General features: G+C 52.2%; 13 protein-coding genes and 3 pseudogenes. 8 read left to right on the top strand and 8 right to left on the bottom strand.

Annotated features, from left to right (window positions below; genetic code table 11):
• Window positions 1-25: 25 nt before the first annotated feature.
• From ggt to HACJB3_RS17475, 6 genes are all read right to left on the bottom strand, one after another.
• Complete coding sequence (ggt, locus tag HACJB3_RS17500; protein WP_049934745.1) at window positions 26-1654, bottom strand: gamma-glutamyltransferase; 1629 nt, start codon at window positions 1652-1654, stop codon at window positions 26-28.
• 586 nt (window positions 1655-2240) lie between these two features.
• Window positions 2241-3605, bottom strand: a complete 1365-nt coding sequence (locus HACJB3_RS17495) for a PD-(D/E)XK nuclease family protein (RefSeq protein ID WP_008415380.1) — start codon at window positions 3603-3605, stop codon at window positions 2241-2243.
• Between the two features lie 191 nt (window positions 3606-3796).
• Window positions 3797-4198, bottom strand: coding sequence for a hypothetical protein (locus tag HACJB3_RS17490; RefSeq protein WP_008415382.1), 402 nt, complete (start codon window positions 4196-4198; stop codon window positions 3797-3799).
• A 25-nt stretch (window positions 4199-4223) separates the two neighbouring features.
• Complete coding sequence (locus tag HACJB3_RS17485; RefSeq protein WP_008415385.1) at window positions 4224-5870, bottom strand: NADH-quinone oxidoreductase subunit D; 1647 nt, start codon at window positions 5868-5870, stop codon at window positions 4224-4226.
• A 204-nt stretch (window positions 5871-6074) separates the two neighbouring features.
• Window positions 6075-6986 carry an alpha/beta fold hydrolase gene (locus tag HACJB3_RS17480; protein ID WP_008415387.1) on the bottom strand — a complete coding sequence of 304 codons (912 nt, stop codon included), beginning with the start codon at window positions 6984-6986 and terminating at the stop codon, window positions 6075-6077.
• Window positions 6987-7127: 141 nt separating this feature from the next.
• The gene (locus HACJB3_RS17475) at window positions 7128-7784 is read right to left on the bottom strand and encodes a helix-turn-helix domain-containing protein (protein ID WP_008415388.1); all 657 of its coding nucleotides are present in this window, start codon (window positions 7782-7784) and stop codon (window positions 7128-7130) included.
• A 253-nt stretch (window positions 7785-8037) separates the two neighbouring features.
• Here HACJB3_RS17475 and HACJB3_RS17470 point away from each other — a divergent pair, with 253 nt between their 5' ends.
• Together HACJB3_RS17470 and HACJB3_RS19295 are read left to right on the top strand one after the other, a co-directional pair.
• Window positions 8038-8538 carry a DUF3592 domain-containing protein gene (locus tag HACJB3_RS17470; protein ID WP_008415393.1) on the top strand — a complete coding sequence of 167 codons (501 nt, stop codon included), beginning with the start codon at window positions 8038-8040 and terminating at the stop codon, window positions 8536-8538.
• Window positions 8539-8625: 87 nt separating this feature from the next.
• Window positions 8626-8906 (top strand): annotated as a pseudogene (locus HACJB3_RS19295) (hypothetical protein); the annotation flags it as partial.
• A gap of 140 nt (window positions 8907-9046) precedes the next feature.
• On the opposite strand, the gene HACJB3_RS17460 reads toward HACJB3_RS19295, so the two are convergent.
• Window positions 9047-9790 carry a CPBP family intramembrane glutamic endopeptidase gene (locus tag HACJB3_RS17460; protein WP_238532923.1) on the bottom strand — a complete coding sequence of 248 codons (744 nt, stop codon included), beginning with the start codon at window positions 9788-9790 and terminating at the stop codon, window positions 9047-9049.
• Between the two features lie 222 nt (window positions 9791-10012).
• Here HACJB3_RS17460 and HACJB3_RS20900 point away from each other — a divergent pair.
• From HACJB3_RS20900 to HACJB3_RS17440, 4 genes and pseudogenes are all read left to right on the top strand, one after another.
• Window positions 10013-10387, top strand: a pseudogene (locus HACJB3_RS20900) (transposase); the annotation flags it as partial.
• A 415-nt stretch (window positions 10388-10802) separates the two neighbouring features.
• A complete protein-coding gene (locus HACJB3_RS17450) occupies window positions 10803-11156 on the top strand; it encodes an ArsR/SmtB family transcription factor (RefSeq protein WP_238532922.1) in 354 nt (117 codons plus the stop codon).
• Window positions 11153-11470, top strand: a complete 318-nt coding sequence (locus HACJB3_RS21360; protein WP_008415398.1) for a DUF7521 family protein — start codon at window positions 11153-11155, stop codon at window positions 11468-11470. Before HACJB3_RS17450 ends, HACJB3_RS21360 begins: the two co-directional genes overlap by 4 nt.
• Before the next feature lie 203 nt (window positions 11471-11673).
• Complete coding sequence (locus HACJB3_RS17440; RefSeq protein WP_013199658.1) at window positions 11674-12576, top strand: DUF106 domain-containing protein; 903 nt, start codon at window positions 11674-11676, stop codon at window positions 12574-12576.
• A gap of 847 nt (window positions 12577-13423) precedes the next feature.
• On the opposite strand, the pseudogene HACJB3_RS20895 reads toward HACJB3_RS17440, so the two are convergent.
• A pseudogene (locus HACJB3_RS20895) lies at window positions 13424-13582 on the bottom strand (creatininase family protein); the annotation flags it as partial.
• Window positions 13583-13812: 230 nt separating this feature from the next.
• Here HACJB3_RS20895 and HACJB3_RS17430 point away from each other — a divergent pair.
• Both HACJB3_RS17430 and HACJB3_RS19280 read left to right on the top strand, forming a co-directional pair.
• The gene (locus tag HACJB3_RS17430) at window positions 13813-14502 is read left to right on the top strand and encodes a hypothetical protein (RefSeq protein ID WP_238532921.1); all 690 of its coding nucleotides are present in this window, start codon (window positions 13813-13815) and stop codon (window positions 14500-14502) included.
• Window positions 14503-16576: 2074 nt separating this feature from the next.
• The gene (locus HACJB3_RS19280; protein WP_081461377.1) at window positions 16577-16882 is read left to right on the top strand and encodes a hypothetical protein; all 306 of its coding nucleotides are present in this window, start codon (window positions 16577-16579) and stop codon (window positions 16880-16882) included.
• Window positions 16883-17098 lie beyond the last annotated feature (216 nt).

The following is a 17098-nucleotide window of genomic DNA, read 5'->3' as shown; positions in this document are numbered from 1 at the left end:
TCCTTATGCCTTCAGGGACGGGCTATCAGTAGCCCTGAGCGTTCCCATCCTTGCGCGGCTCGGTCGCACCCGAAAGGACGCCTTGCTCGTTACGGGCGATCTGGGCGCCGCCGAACATACCGGATGAAAGGATACAGATGTCGTGCTCTTTCCGTACGAGCTTCGCAACCACGCTGGTGTCGAAATGCGGCTCAACTGCAAGTTGGCCGTCCTCTCGGTAGCGCCACCGGGGCTCGTCTAAGGCACGTTGTAGGGGCATGCCATAATCGACAATATTGCTGATCAGCTGGACGTGGCCTTGTGGCTGCATGTACCCACCCATCACACCAAAACCGGCCCAGTCGTCTTCTCCAAACTGGACGAGACCGGGAATAAGCGTGTGAAACGGACGCTTGCCTGGTTCGAGGCTATTGGGATGGTTCTTATCAAGCGAAAACGACGACCCACGGTTCTGTAGTGCGATCCCCGTCTCGCCGGCGACGACCCCCGACCCGAAGCCGGCGAACCGCGAGTTGATGTATGAAACCACGTTGCCTTCGTCGTCAGCAACGGTCAGCAGGACTGTATCAGCGTCCTCTGCGTTGGCATTCGGGACTCCAACCGAAACGTCATTGTTTGTGGTCTCACCGACGGACTGAGCGCGACGTCTGGCCCAGTCTTTCGACCCGAGCGGGGGATGGTCGGCGTACTCGGGATCCGTGATATAGTGATGTCCGTCATGGAATGCGAGTTTCATTGCCTCGACGAGGGCATGGATTCGCTCCGGGGAGTTTCGATCGTACTCGCCTGCACCAAGCTCCTCGGCAATGTTGAGCGCTTCTAAGGCGATCAGCCCCTGATTATTCGGCGGGAGTTCGAATACCTCCGCATCGTTGTACGTCGTTGAGACGGGTTCTGGCCACTCGACTTCAAAGGCGGCGAGATCGTCGACGGTCAAGAAGCCACCTTCTTTTTGAACTTCTGTCGCAATTGCCTCAGCTATTTCGCCGTCATAAACGACGTCGGCACCCTCCTCAGCGATCAACTCCAGTGATGCGCCGAGTTTCGGGAGCGTAACGTGCTGACCGGTTTCCGGGGCGGAACCATCGAAGAGGAACGCCTCGCGAGCGTGGTCAGTCTTGAACAGGTCCTCTCCGTGTTGCCATTGAGCCGAGACAACCTCCGAGACTGGATACCCGTCCGTTGCGTACCGGATTGCGGGCTGGAGCAATCGACCGAGATCGAAAGTCCCGAAGCGATCCGCAGTGGCCTCCCAACCACGGGCAGTCCCAGGGACAGTCACCGCGTGCGCACCCGTTTCAGGCATCTCGACGCTCGCAGGATCCGCAACCTCCGAGGAATCATCGTCGGCGACTGCCTCGCGAACGGCCTCGATCGTCGCGCCAGCAGGAGCGCCGCCACAGGCACGCATCGCACCGACATCACCATCGGCAGTTCGGTAGAGTGCGAACACGTCGCCACCTAATCCAGTCGAGGTTGGTTCGACAACGTTGAGTGCTGCAGCGGTCGCGACCGCTGCGTCAAAGGCATTGCCACCGTCACGCATGATTGCGATTCCTGCTTCTGCTGCGAGGGGTTGGCTCGTCGAAACAACACCGCGCTTTCCGTAGACGGTTGAACGGCGAGAGGAAAATCGATCCAGATTAGGATCCATACCACTAATTCTCGAACACACATAGTAAATCGTGGTGGTCGAAGCCCTCAACGCAAAAGAGCTGATGAAACTTCTGTCGAACAGTCGCAACCGGACATCAGCGTCATGGGAATGTTCCTCCGGATGCCCAAATACAAGTGCGAACGCAAAAACGCATTTCGTCGCCGTTGATCCACGAGAAACGACCACAGAGTGTTCTGCCAGTGGCATCGAAACCGAGAAATCACGCTCCGGTGAGTTCGATCTCCGGACTGTCGAAAAGCCGTATTACCAGCCGTATCGAAAGACGTACGCTGTCGGCCGCTGGTGAGGAGCGTATCCGTTGATTAGGACTAACAGAGGGTAGTCACTCCTCAAAGAGAGTCTACCTTGTGCAACATCTCGCATTCAAGGAGGTTTCGTTGCACAAGGCTGACCACGTCAAAAGAGGGCCTCTTATGAACAACCACAGAGGTCCAGTCAGTACTCTATTGAAATTTACAGACTGTGATAAGAATAGCGTGCTGCACAGAGAGACCGAATGCAGCAGATCTCCTTAGCTCAACCCACACGCCTAAAACAGTGGTTTGGTTCGGCTATGAACTACTCACGCAGAGTCACTTGCAAGAACCTCTGCAAGAGTTTCCTCATAGAGTTCATCGATCCGTCCAATCAAGGAAGGATTCGACACGATGTGGTCGTCGACAGCAGTGGCTAATGCAGCAATATAGCCAGAGAACAGGCTGTCATGTTCGTCAATATCGATCTCGTAGGTACCCTCGACGACGTTCGATTTTCGACTGCGCCGCTCAGATCTCTCTGGGAGGGCAGCAGCGATCCTATCATCCGAATTGAATCGTTCCGCGAATCGCGGATAGAATTTGTCATTGCCGGAGGGTGCATTTCGGAGGTAGAACGTCAACTCGTGATCGCCAAGCACGGTCTCTCGGTCGAACTCCGGGCGGTGAAGGAATCCGATACGTGCGTTGGGCTTTTCGTTTCGGTAGACTGGTTCACCACGGTCTAAGTGGGTCCACCACTCGGTTGGGAACAGCCATGACCACTTGCCGTTCGCTTGGCGACACAGCCAGTAACGGCGACGACCCTCTCCGTCTGGAAGCTGAAGCAGTACGTCCTCATCGGGTACCGGTGGGACACCTTCAGGGCCCTCGACGAGTTGAGCAGCATCAAGAGTGGTAGCGAGTCGGCGCCCCCAGGTATTGATGAGGTCATTCCACCCGTTCTGGAATGCACCCTGGACTTCGTCAATTTCGTCGTAGTAGTCGACGTACAGGCTAGCCTTTTCAGTCTCATTCCGTTCGTGATCAGTCATCGTGAGTTCAGTTTCGATCGTATCAATAAAGTCGTCTAGTTGCCCGGTTGTACGCGCTGGATAGCTGCCGTAATCCGATTTTTGAACGGCCCGGAGTTGTGCGGCGATCCACGACCACCCAATAGCGACAAAGACAGGCGACGTAGGTAGTGATCGGTCAGGTGTGACATAGAGGTAGTGCCGACGATCTTCCGGGACGTCAGCAGGATCTAAGTCAATGTTCTGGAACGTCTCGGTAGTGGTGTATTTCGGTGTTTGTCCGTCACCCTCTGCGGAGTCGATCTTCAACTCACAGAGGACGAACCACTCTTCTTCACACCAGATTAGAACGTCGAGCCGACCATTTGGAATCGGGACTTCGGTCGCCACATTGATGTCTTCGAGGTCGAATCGCGAGAATTCGAAGTTGATATCGTCTCGGTCACTCAGCCCCTGTAGGAACTGCTCTACCGCGGCGTAGTCAAGCCCGTGGGGTTCCTTCGGCGAGAGGAAATAGGCAAGGAAACGCTGCCAATCACCTTCTTGTCGACTCTGCCCAAGGAGTTGGAGCGTCGTCGGAGGCGGTTCATCTGTCTCTGGAAGTCGCTCTAGTTGAGACTGGAGTTCGTCAAAATGCCGAGTAAGGGTGTTCTGAGTCACAAGTGTAGTTCATATTATCGCTAAATCAAACTATTGCTACACCAACTATGTTCTTGAGGAGCCGTTCTGCGAGAGGCGGGCTCTGTATTCGACACGACTTCTGGAGACCATCAGTGTTTGAGAGGTTCCAACCATTCCAAATCGTCGTATGACCCTGAACAGACAACTCGCTACACGAAAGAACGCCCGGCTCACAGAATCTCGTCCGTGGTCTCGGCTGTCCGGAACGACTCGAGGTCCGTATACCGCAACCCGTACGGAACACGCGTTGCCAGCGGAATCGGATCAGACAGCTCATACAATGATTCTGGCTCAAAGACAACGACACGCGTGTTCTGATCGAACGTGGCCTGATCACCAGTATATAATTCAAGCAGGCGTGACAACGCCGCGTCGCTGGCCGGCATGATTTCTTTGATATGCCCAACATACACGACGGCCCCACTATCACCGGTGATATACAGTCCAGCAGACTCCGGATTCTGCCCGATTCGGACGAACTCCCAGGCAGTGTTCTCCTCGAGAAACGGGATGCCGTCCTCTTGGGACGGGACGATTGCAACCGTTGGGGTCAGCAGCTCCAAGAAGTTCACCAGACAGATAATCGAGACAATATCATCACCGGTCTACTTCTCCCATAATTGCATCGAGACTTCCAAGGGTCGCAACAAGATCCGCAACAAACTCACCGTTTGCTATTGCCGGAAGCGCTGAAAGATTCGAAAATGACGGTCCGCGGATCTTAAACCGTGCAGGAGTCTCAGTGCCATCAGCCCGGATATAGATGCCGAGTTCACCCTTGGCGCCTTCAACAGCTCTATAGCACTCGCCGGACGGCTTCAGCGTCCGCTGTACGTTGGCTTGACACGTGCGCTCTCCTTTCGGCCAGTCCGCAAGGAGGTCAACACATTGATCAATAATGGCTGCCGATTCCTCAATCTCCCTCAGTCGGACAAGAACGCGAGAGAAGTTATCACAGCCATCCTCAGTGATGACATCCCAGTTAAGCCGGTCGTAGTAGCCGTAGGGGTCGTCTTGCCGGAGGTCGTAGTCGATCCCCGACCCGCGGACAACCGGTCCAGTTGCGCCGTACGCCTTGGCGATCTTCGGCGGTAATTCGCCGGTTCCGACGGTTCTGATCTGGAACACCTCGTTGCTCGTCAGCAGGTCGTGATACTCGTCAAGTTTCCGCGGCAAGTCGTTGATAAAGGTCTGCACGTCCTCAAAAAATTCTTCATAGGGCTCGGGGATATCCCAAGCGACGCCGCCGACTCGGAAGTAGTTAAACATCATACGCTGGCCAGTCAGGTCCGTGAGGATGTCTTGAACGAGTTCCCGATCCCGAAAACAGTACATGAAAGTAGCGGTGAACTCACCGCTGACATCCAGCGCGTATGTAGCAGTAGCTAATAAGTGCGAAAGGATGCGCGAGAGCTCGGCACTCAACGTGCGGATAACCTGGGCATACTCGGGAACAGTGATGTCGGCCAGATCTTCAATGACACGGGCGTAAGCCCACTCGTTGAGCAGGCCCGCTCCACCCCAGTCCCAGCGATCGGGATATGGCATGATCTGGTGGCGATACGTGCCTTGCTGACACATCTGTTCTTCACATCGGTGAATATAGCCGATGTCCGGCTCAACATCTATCACTTGCTCACCGTCCAGCGTGGTCTTCAGGTGCAATACCCCATGGGTCGATGGATGGTGGGGCCCGATATTGAGAAACATTGTGTCTGTCTCGGCCTCACGATGGTCTTCTTGTATCGGATTAGCGTGTTCGCGCAGCGTTACGATCTGTGGCTGGTTCTGGTCGTAGGCCATCCGGAGCGGGTGGCCCTGCCAAGTCTCCGGTAAGAGGATACGCCGAAGATCCGGATGGTCCTCGTACTCAATGCCTAGCAGATCATAGGCCTCTCGTTCGTGCCATTCAGCCGTTCGGTAGACTGGCACAGCCGACTCGCTGACTGGGTTGTCCTTCGTCGTTGGGACGATAACTGATAGCTCACACGTTCGGTTGTCGTAGCTGGTGAGGTGATACACCGTCTCGAAGCGGTCTTCGTACTCTTGAGCGGTCACACATGAGCAGTGGTCAAGCCCCGCCTCCGAACGAAACGTTGAGAGGACCCTACGGACTTGATCGGCCCGGATTACGACTGCAGGGGCGTTCTCGTGTGATTCACGGTCGATGATGGCCTCGCTGGGGAGGGCTGTGGCCGCCTTATCTATGAGTCGGTCGGCAGTCGAACGTTGTCGTTGTTGCATCCGTTCCAGACGTCAGTGCTCAGCGGAATCTAGTAGGCACTCTGCCTCACTGATGATGGAATATAAATACGGTTTCCCGGAGTGATTTAATCTATCGCACCTAAGTTATCTCGTCAACAAAACGGTTGATGCTCATGTCGAAGATTGGCAGCGAATTTTCACTTCATCTTCTCGGTTGGCCATCGGTTGATTCGGGTCTGTCGTTTACGAGAGATGACAGCGTAGCACTTCACTAACTTCGTCACGCTCAAGATGTACCCAATGCGACGCGTCAGGGAACATCTGTAGTTTACCGTCTTCACAGTAGTCGACGCTTTTTTGCGCCATCGAGGGAAGAAGCGCTATATCGTCACCTCCCCAACAAATCAGCGTTGGCTGGGTCACTGTATCGCGTGGTTGACTGTCCGAACGCCGAAACCCACGATACCAGTTAATTCTTGGTGTAATTCCGGTGTGACGCCAGGCAGCCTTATAGCAGGCAATCGTTTCTTCGTCGAACGTTCCAGGGTGGGACGTTATTTCGAGGGAATCAACCATATTGGCCATATCGTTCCGAGTCAGCATCCATTCGGGGAGCTTCGGTACTTGATAAAACCAGACGTACCAACTCCGTGCGATCTGCTGGGGACTGGACCGTAACGTATCTCGATACACTGTCGGGTGTGGGACGTTGAATATCCCGAGTCGATCGACCATGGAGGGGTGACGGAGTGCGAGGTTCCAAGCGACGAACCCACCGAAGTCGTGCCCAACGACATGCGCCGATTCCCGGCTCTCACTGTGGATTAATTCGCAAATGTCGGCCGAAAGCTCTGATTGTCGATAGGCATCGATCCCATCGGGTGCTTCGCTCAGGTTACAGCCCCGCTGATCTGGCACGACTACACGGAAGCCAGCTTCAGCGAGCGAACGGATCTGATCGCGCCAGCCGTACCAGAAATCGGGATGCCCGTGTAGGAGGACGACCAGTGGCGCATCGGGCTCGCCGGCAGCGACAACGTGTAATTGCACGTCGTTGATGTCGCGATAGGTGGATTCAACATCGTAATCGGTGAGCAACGATTGATCGGTGGTTATGACCGTATCTCCGGTTTCGGGTGGTGTCGTAACTGACATCGTGTTTCCCGTGAGTGGAGTTACGCGGCAGCGCTGGATATGAGGACTGCCGCATCGATGTGGTTCCTTTTAAATTCTTGAGCGTCAACTCGTGGTGTATTCGGCATTTTCCGTCGGCACGGTCGGTGTCCGTGGCGGGAGTCAATCGACGAGTTCGGTGAACACGCGTTTTTCTGCTTTTCGAAGGTGTTCACCGACCGTTCCCGGAGAAATTCCAATGACCTCGCCAATGTCTTCAAGCGACGCTTGGCGAGGTTCACAATAATATCCCAGATCAACTGCTACCTCAAGCACTTCTTCTTGTCTATCTGTAATTACTCTGGCAATAGATGATTCACTAGCCTCATAATCGCCCACTTTGAGGATTTCAAATGTAGGATGGTCCATCTCCTCAGCATATTCGTACATCTTTCTGAATGTCTCGTCGGTTCCGATGTATGTGGCTTTAAGATTATTTTCGGACGTGAAATGAATCGGTGTCTCGATTACCAGCAGCGATTCCCGTTGCAATTCGAGGGATTTGCGAACCTCTTCTGTCGGCTCAAATTGACTCACAGCCATCCACCGGTCTTCTCCAGCGGTGAGATACCCGATGACATGCGGGGACTCCTCCATGATTTGTTCGTATCGCTCCTTACTGCCGCTCGCCTCGGCAAATAGGAGCACAGTATCATCATCGAGCAGCTCGATATGATGAATGGCCTTTCGCTTGATAGATGGGTCGTCTGTCAGTTCTTTCCCGAGTGGGTGGAATGCCTTTCCTTCAGTTGGTTTGACTAACGCTGTGAGATATCGCATACAGGAATGAGGAATGTGTGGAGTTAAACAACCACGGCTTTGGCATTTAAATTCCACTATAGGTGAGGCAGCGTACCTACTGGGCTACACCGGGAACTGATACCCTGTCGACAATGCAACGACAAATACGCTTGACTACCATTCATCTCGTAAACGATGTGGTCACAGGCTTCCCCAACGACACCATTGTCAGCCGTATTTCACACATTTCGAACGCGTTCCAATTACCCAATCTCAGCGAGCATCTGCGGCTATGAGCGATAGCTTCTACATCAAAATCGGCGACAAAGAACTCGGTATGCTCCCCGGCGGCATGCTGGCCCTCATGCTCGGATTGGCGGTCGCCGGATACGGAGCGTACGACTATACTCAACAGTCGGCAGCAATCGAGAACTCGGTCGAGGTAGACGCTACCGTCACGGGGACGAACGTCGATTCGATTATGACGAGCGGCACCACGCAGTTCAACCCAGAAGTCAGCTTCAAGTACAGTTACGAGGGCGAGCGGTACAGCAGTAGTAATCTCTATCCAGCGTCAGCCAGTAAGAACTACGACACGAAGTCGGGGGCACAGTCGGCGATGAAAGAGTACGAACAGGGCGAAACAGTCACTGCATACGTTAACCCCAACTCGCCCGATGACGCCTTCCTCGAGAACGAAGAGTCGTCAAGTCCGCTCTGGTTCGCAGCCCTCGGCGTCGCATTCATCTTCGGTGGCATTTACGGCCTGTTCAAGGCGTTCACCGGCCGCTGACCGTGACAACCGACTCGTTAGCTGTTCGGCGGCCCTGACTTTCTTCTGTACGATCGGCCGTGGTTAGATGTTAATAAGAGTGGCTAAATGTCTAACATACTAGGAAGTGAGACCGCAAGACGGTTTGTGTCCAGCAAACTCGTCCGCTTCACTGATCGGGTTAGATCGCTTGCTCAAAAGCCGTCGTCGATGACCAAGATCTAGCGTTCCAAAAAGGAGAAAACGGCTGCGCGGACTGGGTGAACGTGGCAATTCACGGCCTCTGTGAGTACTTAGATCACATGTATCGGCGGCTGCTGGACGCACTTCACGAGATGCATGAAATTGTCGCCAAACTTGATCTAGCGGTGGCTAACCTACCCAAGTTCATCAACCGAATATACGTGTAAGCAGGCACTGGCATGACTCGCTATGTCAAGCTGGGGAATTCCAGCCACCACCTGTCCTGAGAAGAAGATCATCACCAGTAACGTATTGCTCATAAGTTGTAGAACTAATACTCAGTCTATTAGTCGCTCTGAGAGTGTCGTATGGGGGGTTGGTAGATGATTGCTGGAATTTGGATAGACCCGCGCTGTCGGTACACCCATATGGAGACGAGTAGACAGACCAGCCCAATCTGGACGAATTCGACTTCCAGGTTCGCGGTCAACGTGTTTTTTGTGACATTACCAACTGCGATCAAGTCGACGACACCGTAGGATTCACCTCCTAATATCGTCGTAATGTGACGACCGAAGTGAATGCCCATTGGGAGTGCTAGCTTCCCAGTGAGGAGATACGCGAACGCGAACATCGTTCCCGTCAGTGCGGCGTCGATCGCGACGATACCACCTCCACGATATACGGTGTGCAACAGCCCGAACGCCACCAGACTACCGACCATTGCAAGGCTGGCGGCGGCCTTTCTCGAGAGTCCGCGTGCTGCCAACCCCTTAATGAAATTGTCAAGCATGATCCGTCGGTAGACGACTTCTTCCAGAGTCATATTGGCAAAAAACATGCCGGTGGCAGCGAGTATAACCACGGCGGTGACTATCGTTCCCTCCGGGGAACGAACTCCCACTGACGCGAGATTGAGCGAGCGAATCCCTCGGAACACACCCCACCCCCATGAGATCGAAATAGCCAACAGAGAGATTACGACACCAGCGACGAACGTTCGCCGCCACTCTCGATCAACACTGGGTCTGAACTCAGAGAACTTCGACCGTTCCAGTCGCGCTGCGGTATAGATTCCTACGAGAAGCATACCGAGAAATATCATTCCCATCATGAAAATATAAAAGATAAATAAGGGTCCAGAAAGGTTATTTATATCCCCGAAGAATTGTCTTAGCAAGTTTCTCCCCACTATAAACATGAGTGCGGAAAGAATTGCTGGCAGTAGTCCCCTTACAGTCGCAGGAACATGGTCCGAAATATCTTTCATATTTTGACACTCACTATATAGTATAATATTGCTGCTGCCGCAGTTAGAGGGCTATCTTTAAGAGAGATGTATCGGCAAGCCGTTGGCCGCTTATTAGATGAGCTAGCAGACACGGAAGGGTTCTTTCGAACGGGAATTGCCACCATTGACACCACCGAAGCTGATCCGTTCACGAGCGACTGAACTAGCCACGAAGGCGGGATCAGCAGGACGAAAGGGAAGACTGACGAATACGCCTGCCAGTGGGCGACAGTCCAGCTGGTGGGTAATGCTGCCCTGATTGTCTTGGATGCACAGCCAGTGAGGAAGGGTGAGACACGCACAGAAGTCGTCAAGGACCTCTTGGATTCAGCCCAGAAGTTCGTCCATGACGACGAGGTGCTAATGGATCGAAAGTTCGACAATCAGCACGTTCTCATAACCAACGTTGATCGCGCCTGAGATCGCGTAGATCACGAGCACTGCCACTGCAGTTTGATTCTCGTCCCACGAAGATCGATAATAGTAATAAATGGAGAGATAGCACGGGACTTCGTGACTGTTTAGCTGCGTACAGTGCGAACTGTAACAGCGATTGCGACAATGGCTGCGAATACTCCGATTACCAACGGAACTGGCTGACTCGGGAACGCACCCCACTCCCAGTCGAAGAAAATGGAACCAACAATGGCGACAGCTACCATCATAATTCCAACGAGAGTACCGATACTTGATGTATCGCGTTTTGGGATCATACACAACAACTACTATCCCGTACTATAAACAGAACTTGCACGACTCCAAGACGTGGAACTGTGGAACCTCGCTTATCCTGACTGCTGGAGAAGACAGTATGAAACAGGTGGATGAGAACGTCCGTGAAATTGGTGCGCTGCTGGCAGATGAAACGACCCAGCAGATTCTCATCGAAACGACCACTGAACCGATGTCTGCAAACGAACTGAGCGACGCTTGTGACGTCTCACCACAGACCATCTATCGGCGACTGGAGGACTTGAACGAATACGACATGATCGCCGAAGAAGTCAATTTAGACGATGGCGGCCATCACTACAAGGTATACACTGCGACGCTCGACAGTGTTGTTATTAAGTTGACTTCTGAGGGATTTGAGCTCGACCTCTCCCTCCGCGAGCAGATGGCCGCCCGCTTCACACAGTTTATTGATGAGGTACGTAACCGATGATATTCCTCCAGCTAAGCCCGAGCCTCCAATCCCAGATTGCATTCGTACTCACAATCACATCGACGATCCTCGGACTTGCAGTGGGGTACCTGGCACTGCGTGGCTACTGGCAAAGCCGAAAGCGACCAATGCTGTTCATTGCAGTCGGATTCTTCTTGGTTTTCTGGACGCCGATATTACTGGTCGCAGGTCCGTACCTTATTCCGCTTGTCGGTCCATTCGTATATGGGATGTTGGGAGAGATCAGTCGGATTACTGGACTCCTGTGTATTCTCTACGGTTTACGAATGCCCTATCTAGAACGGACTTCGTAGCCGCTTGTGCCAGTAGGAAAGTGACTGAATTTGAGGTACTATCGTACACACCTCATTTCCCTTCCCTCATTCGGTCTAACCACTTCTAACTAGGTGGGGACGAGACCTTGAAGACAGCGTACCCGCTTCGCTTTGCCCTAGAATCGTTCAATATTCCTGAAATCAGACATGGATTTTTAACCCTACATTGACTACTATTGGTTATGGATGATACCACCCTTCACTCACTCATCGAAGATGAAGCCAGTCGGCAAGCGCTAGCAAGAGTCCTTACATATGCGGAAAATGGCGATGGAACCGTGACGTACGCTGCAGTGAACGACGTAATCGAAGCGGAAACATGGGGGCGTCTACTCAAAACCGGCGCTCTCGTCCCTGCCGATAGCGTCTTCGTCATTGATGATCCGCCAGCCGTTCGGGAGGCTCTCGAAGGAGCGAATATTGAGCCCCCTACCGACAGCGGTCAGACCAGCGCAGAGACTGACGAATCGGCGTGGCGCCCAGTCGACAAGGTTGCTGGTATTGGCTCACTGACGCTCGTGGCCGGCTATCAGATTCCGGCTATCAAATCGGCGATTGTCGGGCCGATGGATCTCGTCCTCGGTCCACTTGCCGGTCTGCTGCCATTTCCACTGTTAGTTATTGTTCTTGCAACACTGGTTGCACTGGTCTCAACGGGAGTCCGTCGTCGGCTTCTCGATCAAGAGCAAATAGACGCGCAAAAAGAACGGTTGCAGCAGGCCCAAGACAGCCTTAGTGCGGCAAGACAGCGTGGAGATGATGCTGCTGTTGAGCGCCTCACCAATCATCAGCAAGACCTGATGCGTGACCAACTTGGAATTATGAAGAATACGTTTCGGCCATTAGTGTGGACGATGTTTGTCACAGTCCCAGTGTTTCTCTGGCTCTCCTGGTTCGTAATGAACCCCGCTGGTGCCATTGTCACAGCTGCGCCACTGATTCCGGTAATCGATCAGATTGTCTGGAGTGCGCGGTTAGTCGGGCCGATGCAGATGTGGATGGTGTGGTACTTCGTGAGTTCACTTGCTTCTAATTTACTCGTCAAACGAACAGCTAGTCGGTGGCTCGATTCTACCTCAGCATAGGACTCTCAGTGTTGCTTGGTTTCTAGCTATTAGGTATCGTCTGAACTATTGAGAGAGAGGAGCTTAGTGCGTAAGCCCGGCACTGAATTCACTGTGAAGTACAATTTCTGGCTTTGTTGAGATCCTCTACAAATGAACTGGTAGAGTTGCCTAGCGCTGCATATAGGTGAAATACTACGAAGTTTTCAGACGCCTGTTGACCGTACTTAGTAGTGTGTCTCAGTGGATATGTTTGGTTTGTTGCTGGGCCTTCGAAATCAACAGTAGAAATGCAATTACACCCATAAACAAGATTACGAATGGAATCGTCGTAGTCCCTTGCTGCCCGTAGTACTGTGCGAACGCCATCGGACTCACACACAGACCGAATAGACCAATAGCGTAGCCCAATCTGTCTATTCGGTCGTCAAACTGCACAGCACTATCAAGGAGAGAAATATCAAATTTGAAATAGAAGTACGCCGCTCCAGCGTAAACTGCCGCTGTCCCCGACGCAACGAACCAGTCAGGGGAGAGAAACCAGTATATACCGAAACCTATCAACAGACCACAAAAAACAGCGAGCGGAAGATTCCTATTCATATTTCTAAATTCTTGAGTGGGTGTGAAAAATCTAGTGACTCTCGAATTATCTCTTTAGGCAGAAATTTCTCTATACAAACGTTAGGTTCACACGAACTCCCTATCAGTAAGGTCGTCGAAGTTTGATGTGAAACTAAGTCAGTCAGACCAATCTCTGTTATCCTCCCTTGTGCAACAGCTGCCTTTGTAGGAAAGAGGTTATGCTGCACAAGGTGGGATGGATTAAAAATATTAGATACGAAGACACGTTCGGTATTCCTACGTTCTCAGCCCGATCAAGTATGCCCATGTTCAACGAGAGATGGGGGCCGTGCTGTTCGATCGAGTCAACGGAAACGACCGCGGTCCGTGTTTCGTTTTTGAGTGCCGATTCGACCTCTGGCCATAGCACCTCCTCAAGGAGAGTTTTTATACGAAGATTGATGGTTACTAGATATCATCGTGGATCCGGGTCCGTCGCTTTGGCAGGGAACAAAGGTCGCACGGACCGAATGGACGCGCCATCGACGGGAATTTGGAAAAACTCTGACAGGAAGTCCCGTCCTGCTCGTCGTGTTCGCCGCAATCACCCTCGTTCTCGGATGGCTCGCTCACTCACTAGGGCGTGACCTCGCCGCGGGACAACCTCTTCCATACGAGCTATTGAGCCTTCTCGTGAGCGTCGTATTCGTCTGGATGACGTGGCGGCGTTCGCAGTACACACACGTTCGATTCGAGCGGCTGAGCCCGGATCTGCTGTTGACGACTGTCTCCGCGAGGACGGCCGCCCTAGGGCTTCTGGGGTTTGTCTACGCTCGACTAATCACCACGCTCATCCTGCCGACGCTCGGCGTCGCGGTTGCAATTGCGATCGGACTCCGGTCACCGACGGTTGCCGTCACGGTTCTCGTGGCGGTTGCGGGTCTAGTTGTGCTCGCCGTTGCACTGGGGACCACAAGCAGACTCGCCGCCCGCCTTGTCGCACTGAGACTCACACGAGTTCGCTTCTACAGAGATCTTCTCGTCGTATTCGGCTGGATTCCGCTCTTCGTTGGTGCGATGATCCTTCAAGAACTGTCAATATCGCTCGCCCCATTGCTTGCGGTATTCAGCGTATTGCCGCTCGCATGGTTCGTCGATCTGGCGCTCGTCGGTAGCGTGGAGTTCGCCTTCGGGTCGGTCGGTCGGTCACGCAGTCGGTGCGCTCGGACTCCTCGTACCCACGGTCCCCGTCCTCGTAGCCGGGTCAACCGTCGTCGCACGCCGAATCTGGGAGACCGAGCCAGCCAGTTCGGTCGGATCGGCGGGATCGAACGACTCACACTCTCTCGTTATGGAAAAAGTAGTCGAGCGATTCGTCGGTGACCGCATTCCGCGTGCCGTGTACACCGTCGCCCGGGAACGATGGCTCCTAGAACGGCGCGTGCCGCGTGGACTGTTGATGAGTGGCTACGTATTGTTCTTCGTCGGTATGTTCGGGTTTCCGGCGGTCGCTATCGGTGGCAGCGGGCCGAACGGCTTACTGTTGTTGTTTGCGGTCACCCTTGGCATGGTGGCTGGAATCGCATTCGCTTCTGACCCGATCGGAACGGAATACCGGACCTTCCCGTTGCTAGTCTCTCGTATCCCCTTGGTAGGCGGCCATCCCGTGCGTGCGGTATCACTACTGTCCCGAGCGAGCGAGGGTTTCGGTTGTGAGCTGAGACACGTTTCAGGGGATAGTCTACGCCCGTTGATTGTAACTCAAGTCTACAGAATCGGTTGGCCATATATATTCTGTTGCAGAAAATAGAAAATAACTTACTCGAGTATAATCGAATAACATCATGGGCAATGATTTTTTGGATTATTCCGATCCCACCTCACAAAAGGGTCTGCTCTACGGAGTTATTACCAATGGAGTATTTCTTGCTCTTCTTATAGCGTCGTTCGCCACAGGCCTTGTTAGTTCTCCACTAGCTATTATCGAGAATGGACTATTGATTATTGTAGGTGTAGCCATCGGGAGTGGTACTGTGTTTCTTTTTCGCCGCAGTGAGTGGGTGTCACAGGCGTGGAACAAATTTTCATTTCGGCTGTCTTTCATCTTTGGGTTCATAATAATATTCCAAATATTAGATTGGTTCTATAGCGCAGCTTTCTCAATAGTATTGATTCTGCTAGTTGGTGCTCTAGTTGGGGATATAACCAGCCGAATAGTATTGTACTTCAGAATAGGTTACTAATATAAGATGTCTGTATATTATTTCGAGTGAGAATTCTGATTGTGAGCTGTGGTGCATTTCAGAGGAGAGTCTCCATCCATCGATTATGGCTTGAGGATTAGTAGAGCAGGACCACCATCAAGTAATACTCTCATAGAGAAACACACTACCAATCACAGCTCCGATGACTCCTGCAATGAACAGTCGGTTTCTTCCACCACTAGACGAAATAGCGGGAGTCTGAGTAAGAAGAAAGCCACTGACTACGAGAAAGAGGACACCCATCACAGCAAGCACGATCATCTCAATCGTGGATTGGTTCATAGTGTTGACTTTCATGTATGTGGATCGATTCTATGAATGCAGTCGAGATGTTCTTCCCTGTGTACTTCCTCCTGTTAGTATATATTCGATAAATAGTTTCGGACCGAGGTTCTCCCATCTCGAAGCCGACCGACGAGAAGAGAGAATACGGCGTTTCTTGCTCGTGAGTGAGGGTTCCGGGAGTCAGCTGTGGCATGTATCAGAGGTTAGTTCGTATCTGGAGGACCGATAGATACAGGGTATAGAGCTATCATTGCTCCATCGGAACAGAAAATCATGTTCAACCGACGAACGCAAGCCCGTGTGAAATTTCTCTTGGAACTGCTCTCGGTTTCTTATCGCTTCCGCAAGTTGTGCGAGAAGCCAGCAGATGGCTTGAACAGAATCGTACCGGAGTGGCTGGTTTTCGGAACAGCAATACAAATTGGCTATAATTGGATATACGACAACGATATCGGTGCACTTCGAACGAACCGATGGCAGCGGATTGTCGGTATCGGAATTTGGATTCTCGTTGCCAGACGCTTGTTTCCTCGCTCAGAAGATGAATGGCGAAGTTTCTCTCTGGGCGGAAGCATTGGACGACTCTGTTACCGATTCTGGTACGGTATTTTGTATCCCGTTCCGACAGATGATGATAACTAAGCACCTCTACGTAACAGCTGTTTCATCTATTCTGACCGGGAACTGAAGACGGCACCAATCCCTACATACAGTCTGCGGATGAAGAGAATGAGGATGATACTGAGGAGTAGTGTGTATTAGTTGTTACCAGTAGTGACGAGGACGCTCGGAGGTTGTAGTGTTTTGATTAGGAGATTCTTGTTGGTTCTCCGGTTCCCGAACCCTTGAAGGAGGCACAATAGCGTTTTGTACGAAATATATATTGGCTTGTAAAAATAGTTCTCAGTATGACTTGGTTCAATCCTCGCTCGAAATGGGAAGTAGCAGCAGGAATATTTGCCGCAGTCTGGGCCATTCACACCTTGTATATTCATTGGTTCTTAGATCCTAATCTCCAAGATATACAGATCGTCCTGTGGATTAGTTTAGTGACTGCAGTTTGCCTAGGTATTCTTATCACCTCTTTTGGTGTTATCACTGGAAGAATATATCAGAATCCTCAAAGATACCTGCGAATCGGTCAAGTGCTTGGGGGGAGCGCGCTTATTATGATCGTTATTTTCGTTTCAATAGGGCTCATCACGTCTGGATGATCCAGGAAAAGGTCTACAGAGGGTATCAGTGTTCTTCTTTGCAGGTAGCTCCGACCAGAATACCGTGTTCAGTATGCACGTTCTATGTATCAGTATGATTGCCGAAGTTTGACGTGAAACCAAGTCAGTCAAATCGGTCCCTGATATCCTTCCTTGTGCAACAATCGCCTTTGTGAGGAGGAGACGTGTTGCACAAGGTGAGACGAATCAAAAGTA

This window comes from Halalkalicoccus jeotgali B3, from assembly GCF_000196895.1.
Classification (GTDB): domain Archaea; phylum Halobacteriota; class Halobacteria; order Halobacteriales; family Halalkalicoccaceae; genus Halalkalicoccus; species Halalkalicoccus jeotgali.
Note: the sequence above shows the minus strand (reverse complement) of the source record. Positions and strands in the feature narration are given on the sequence as shown.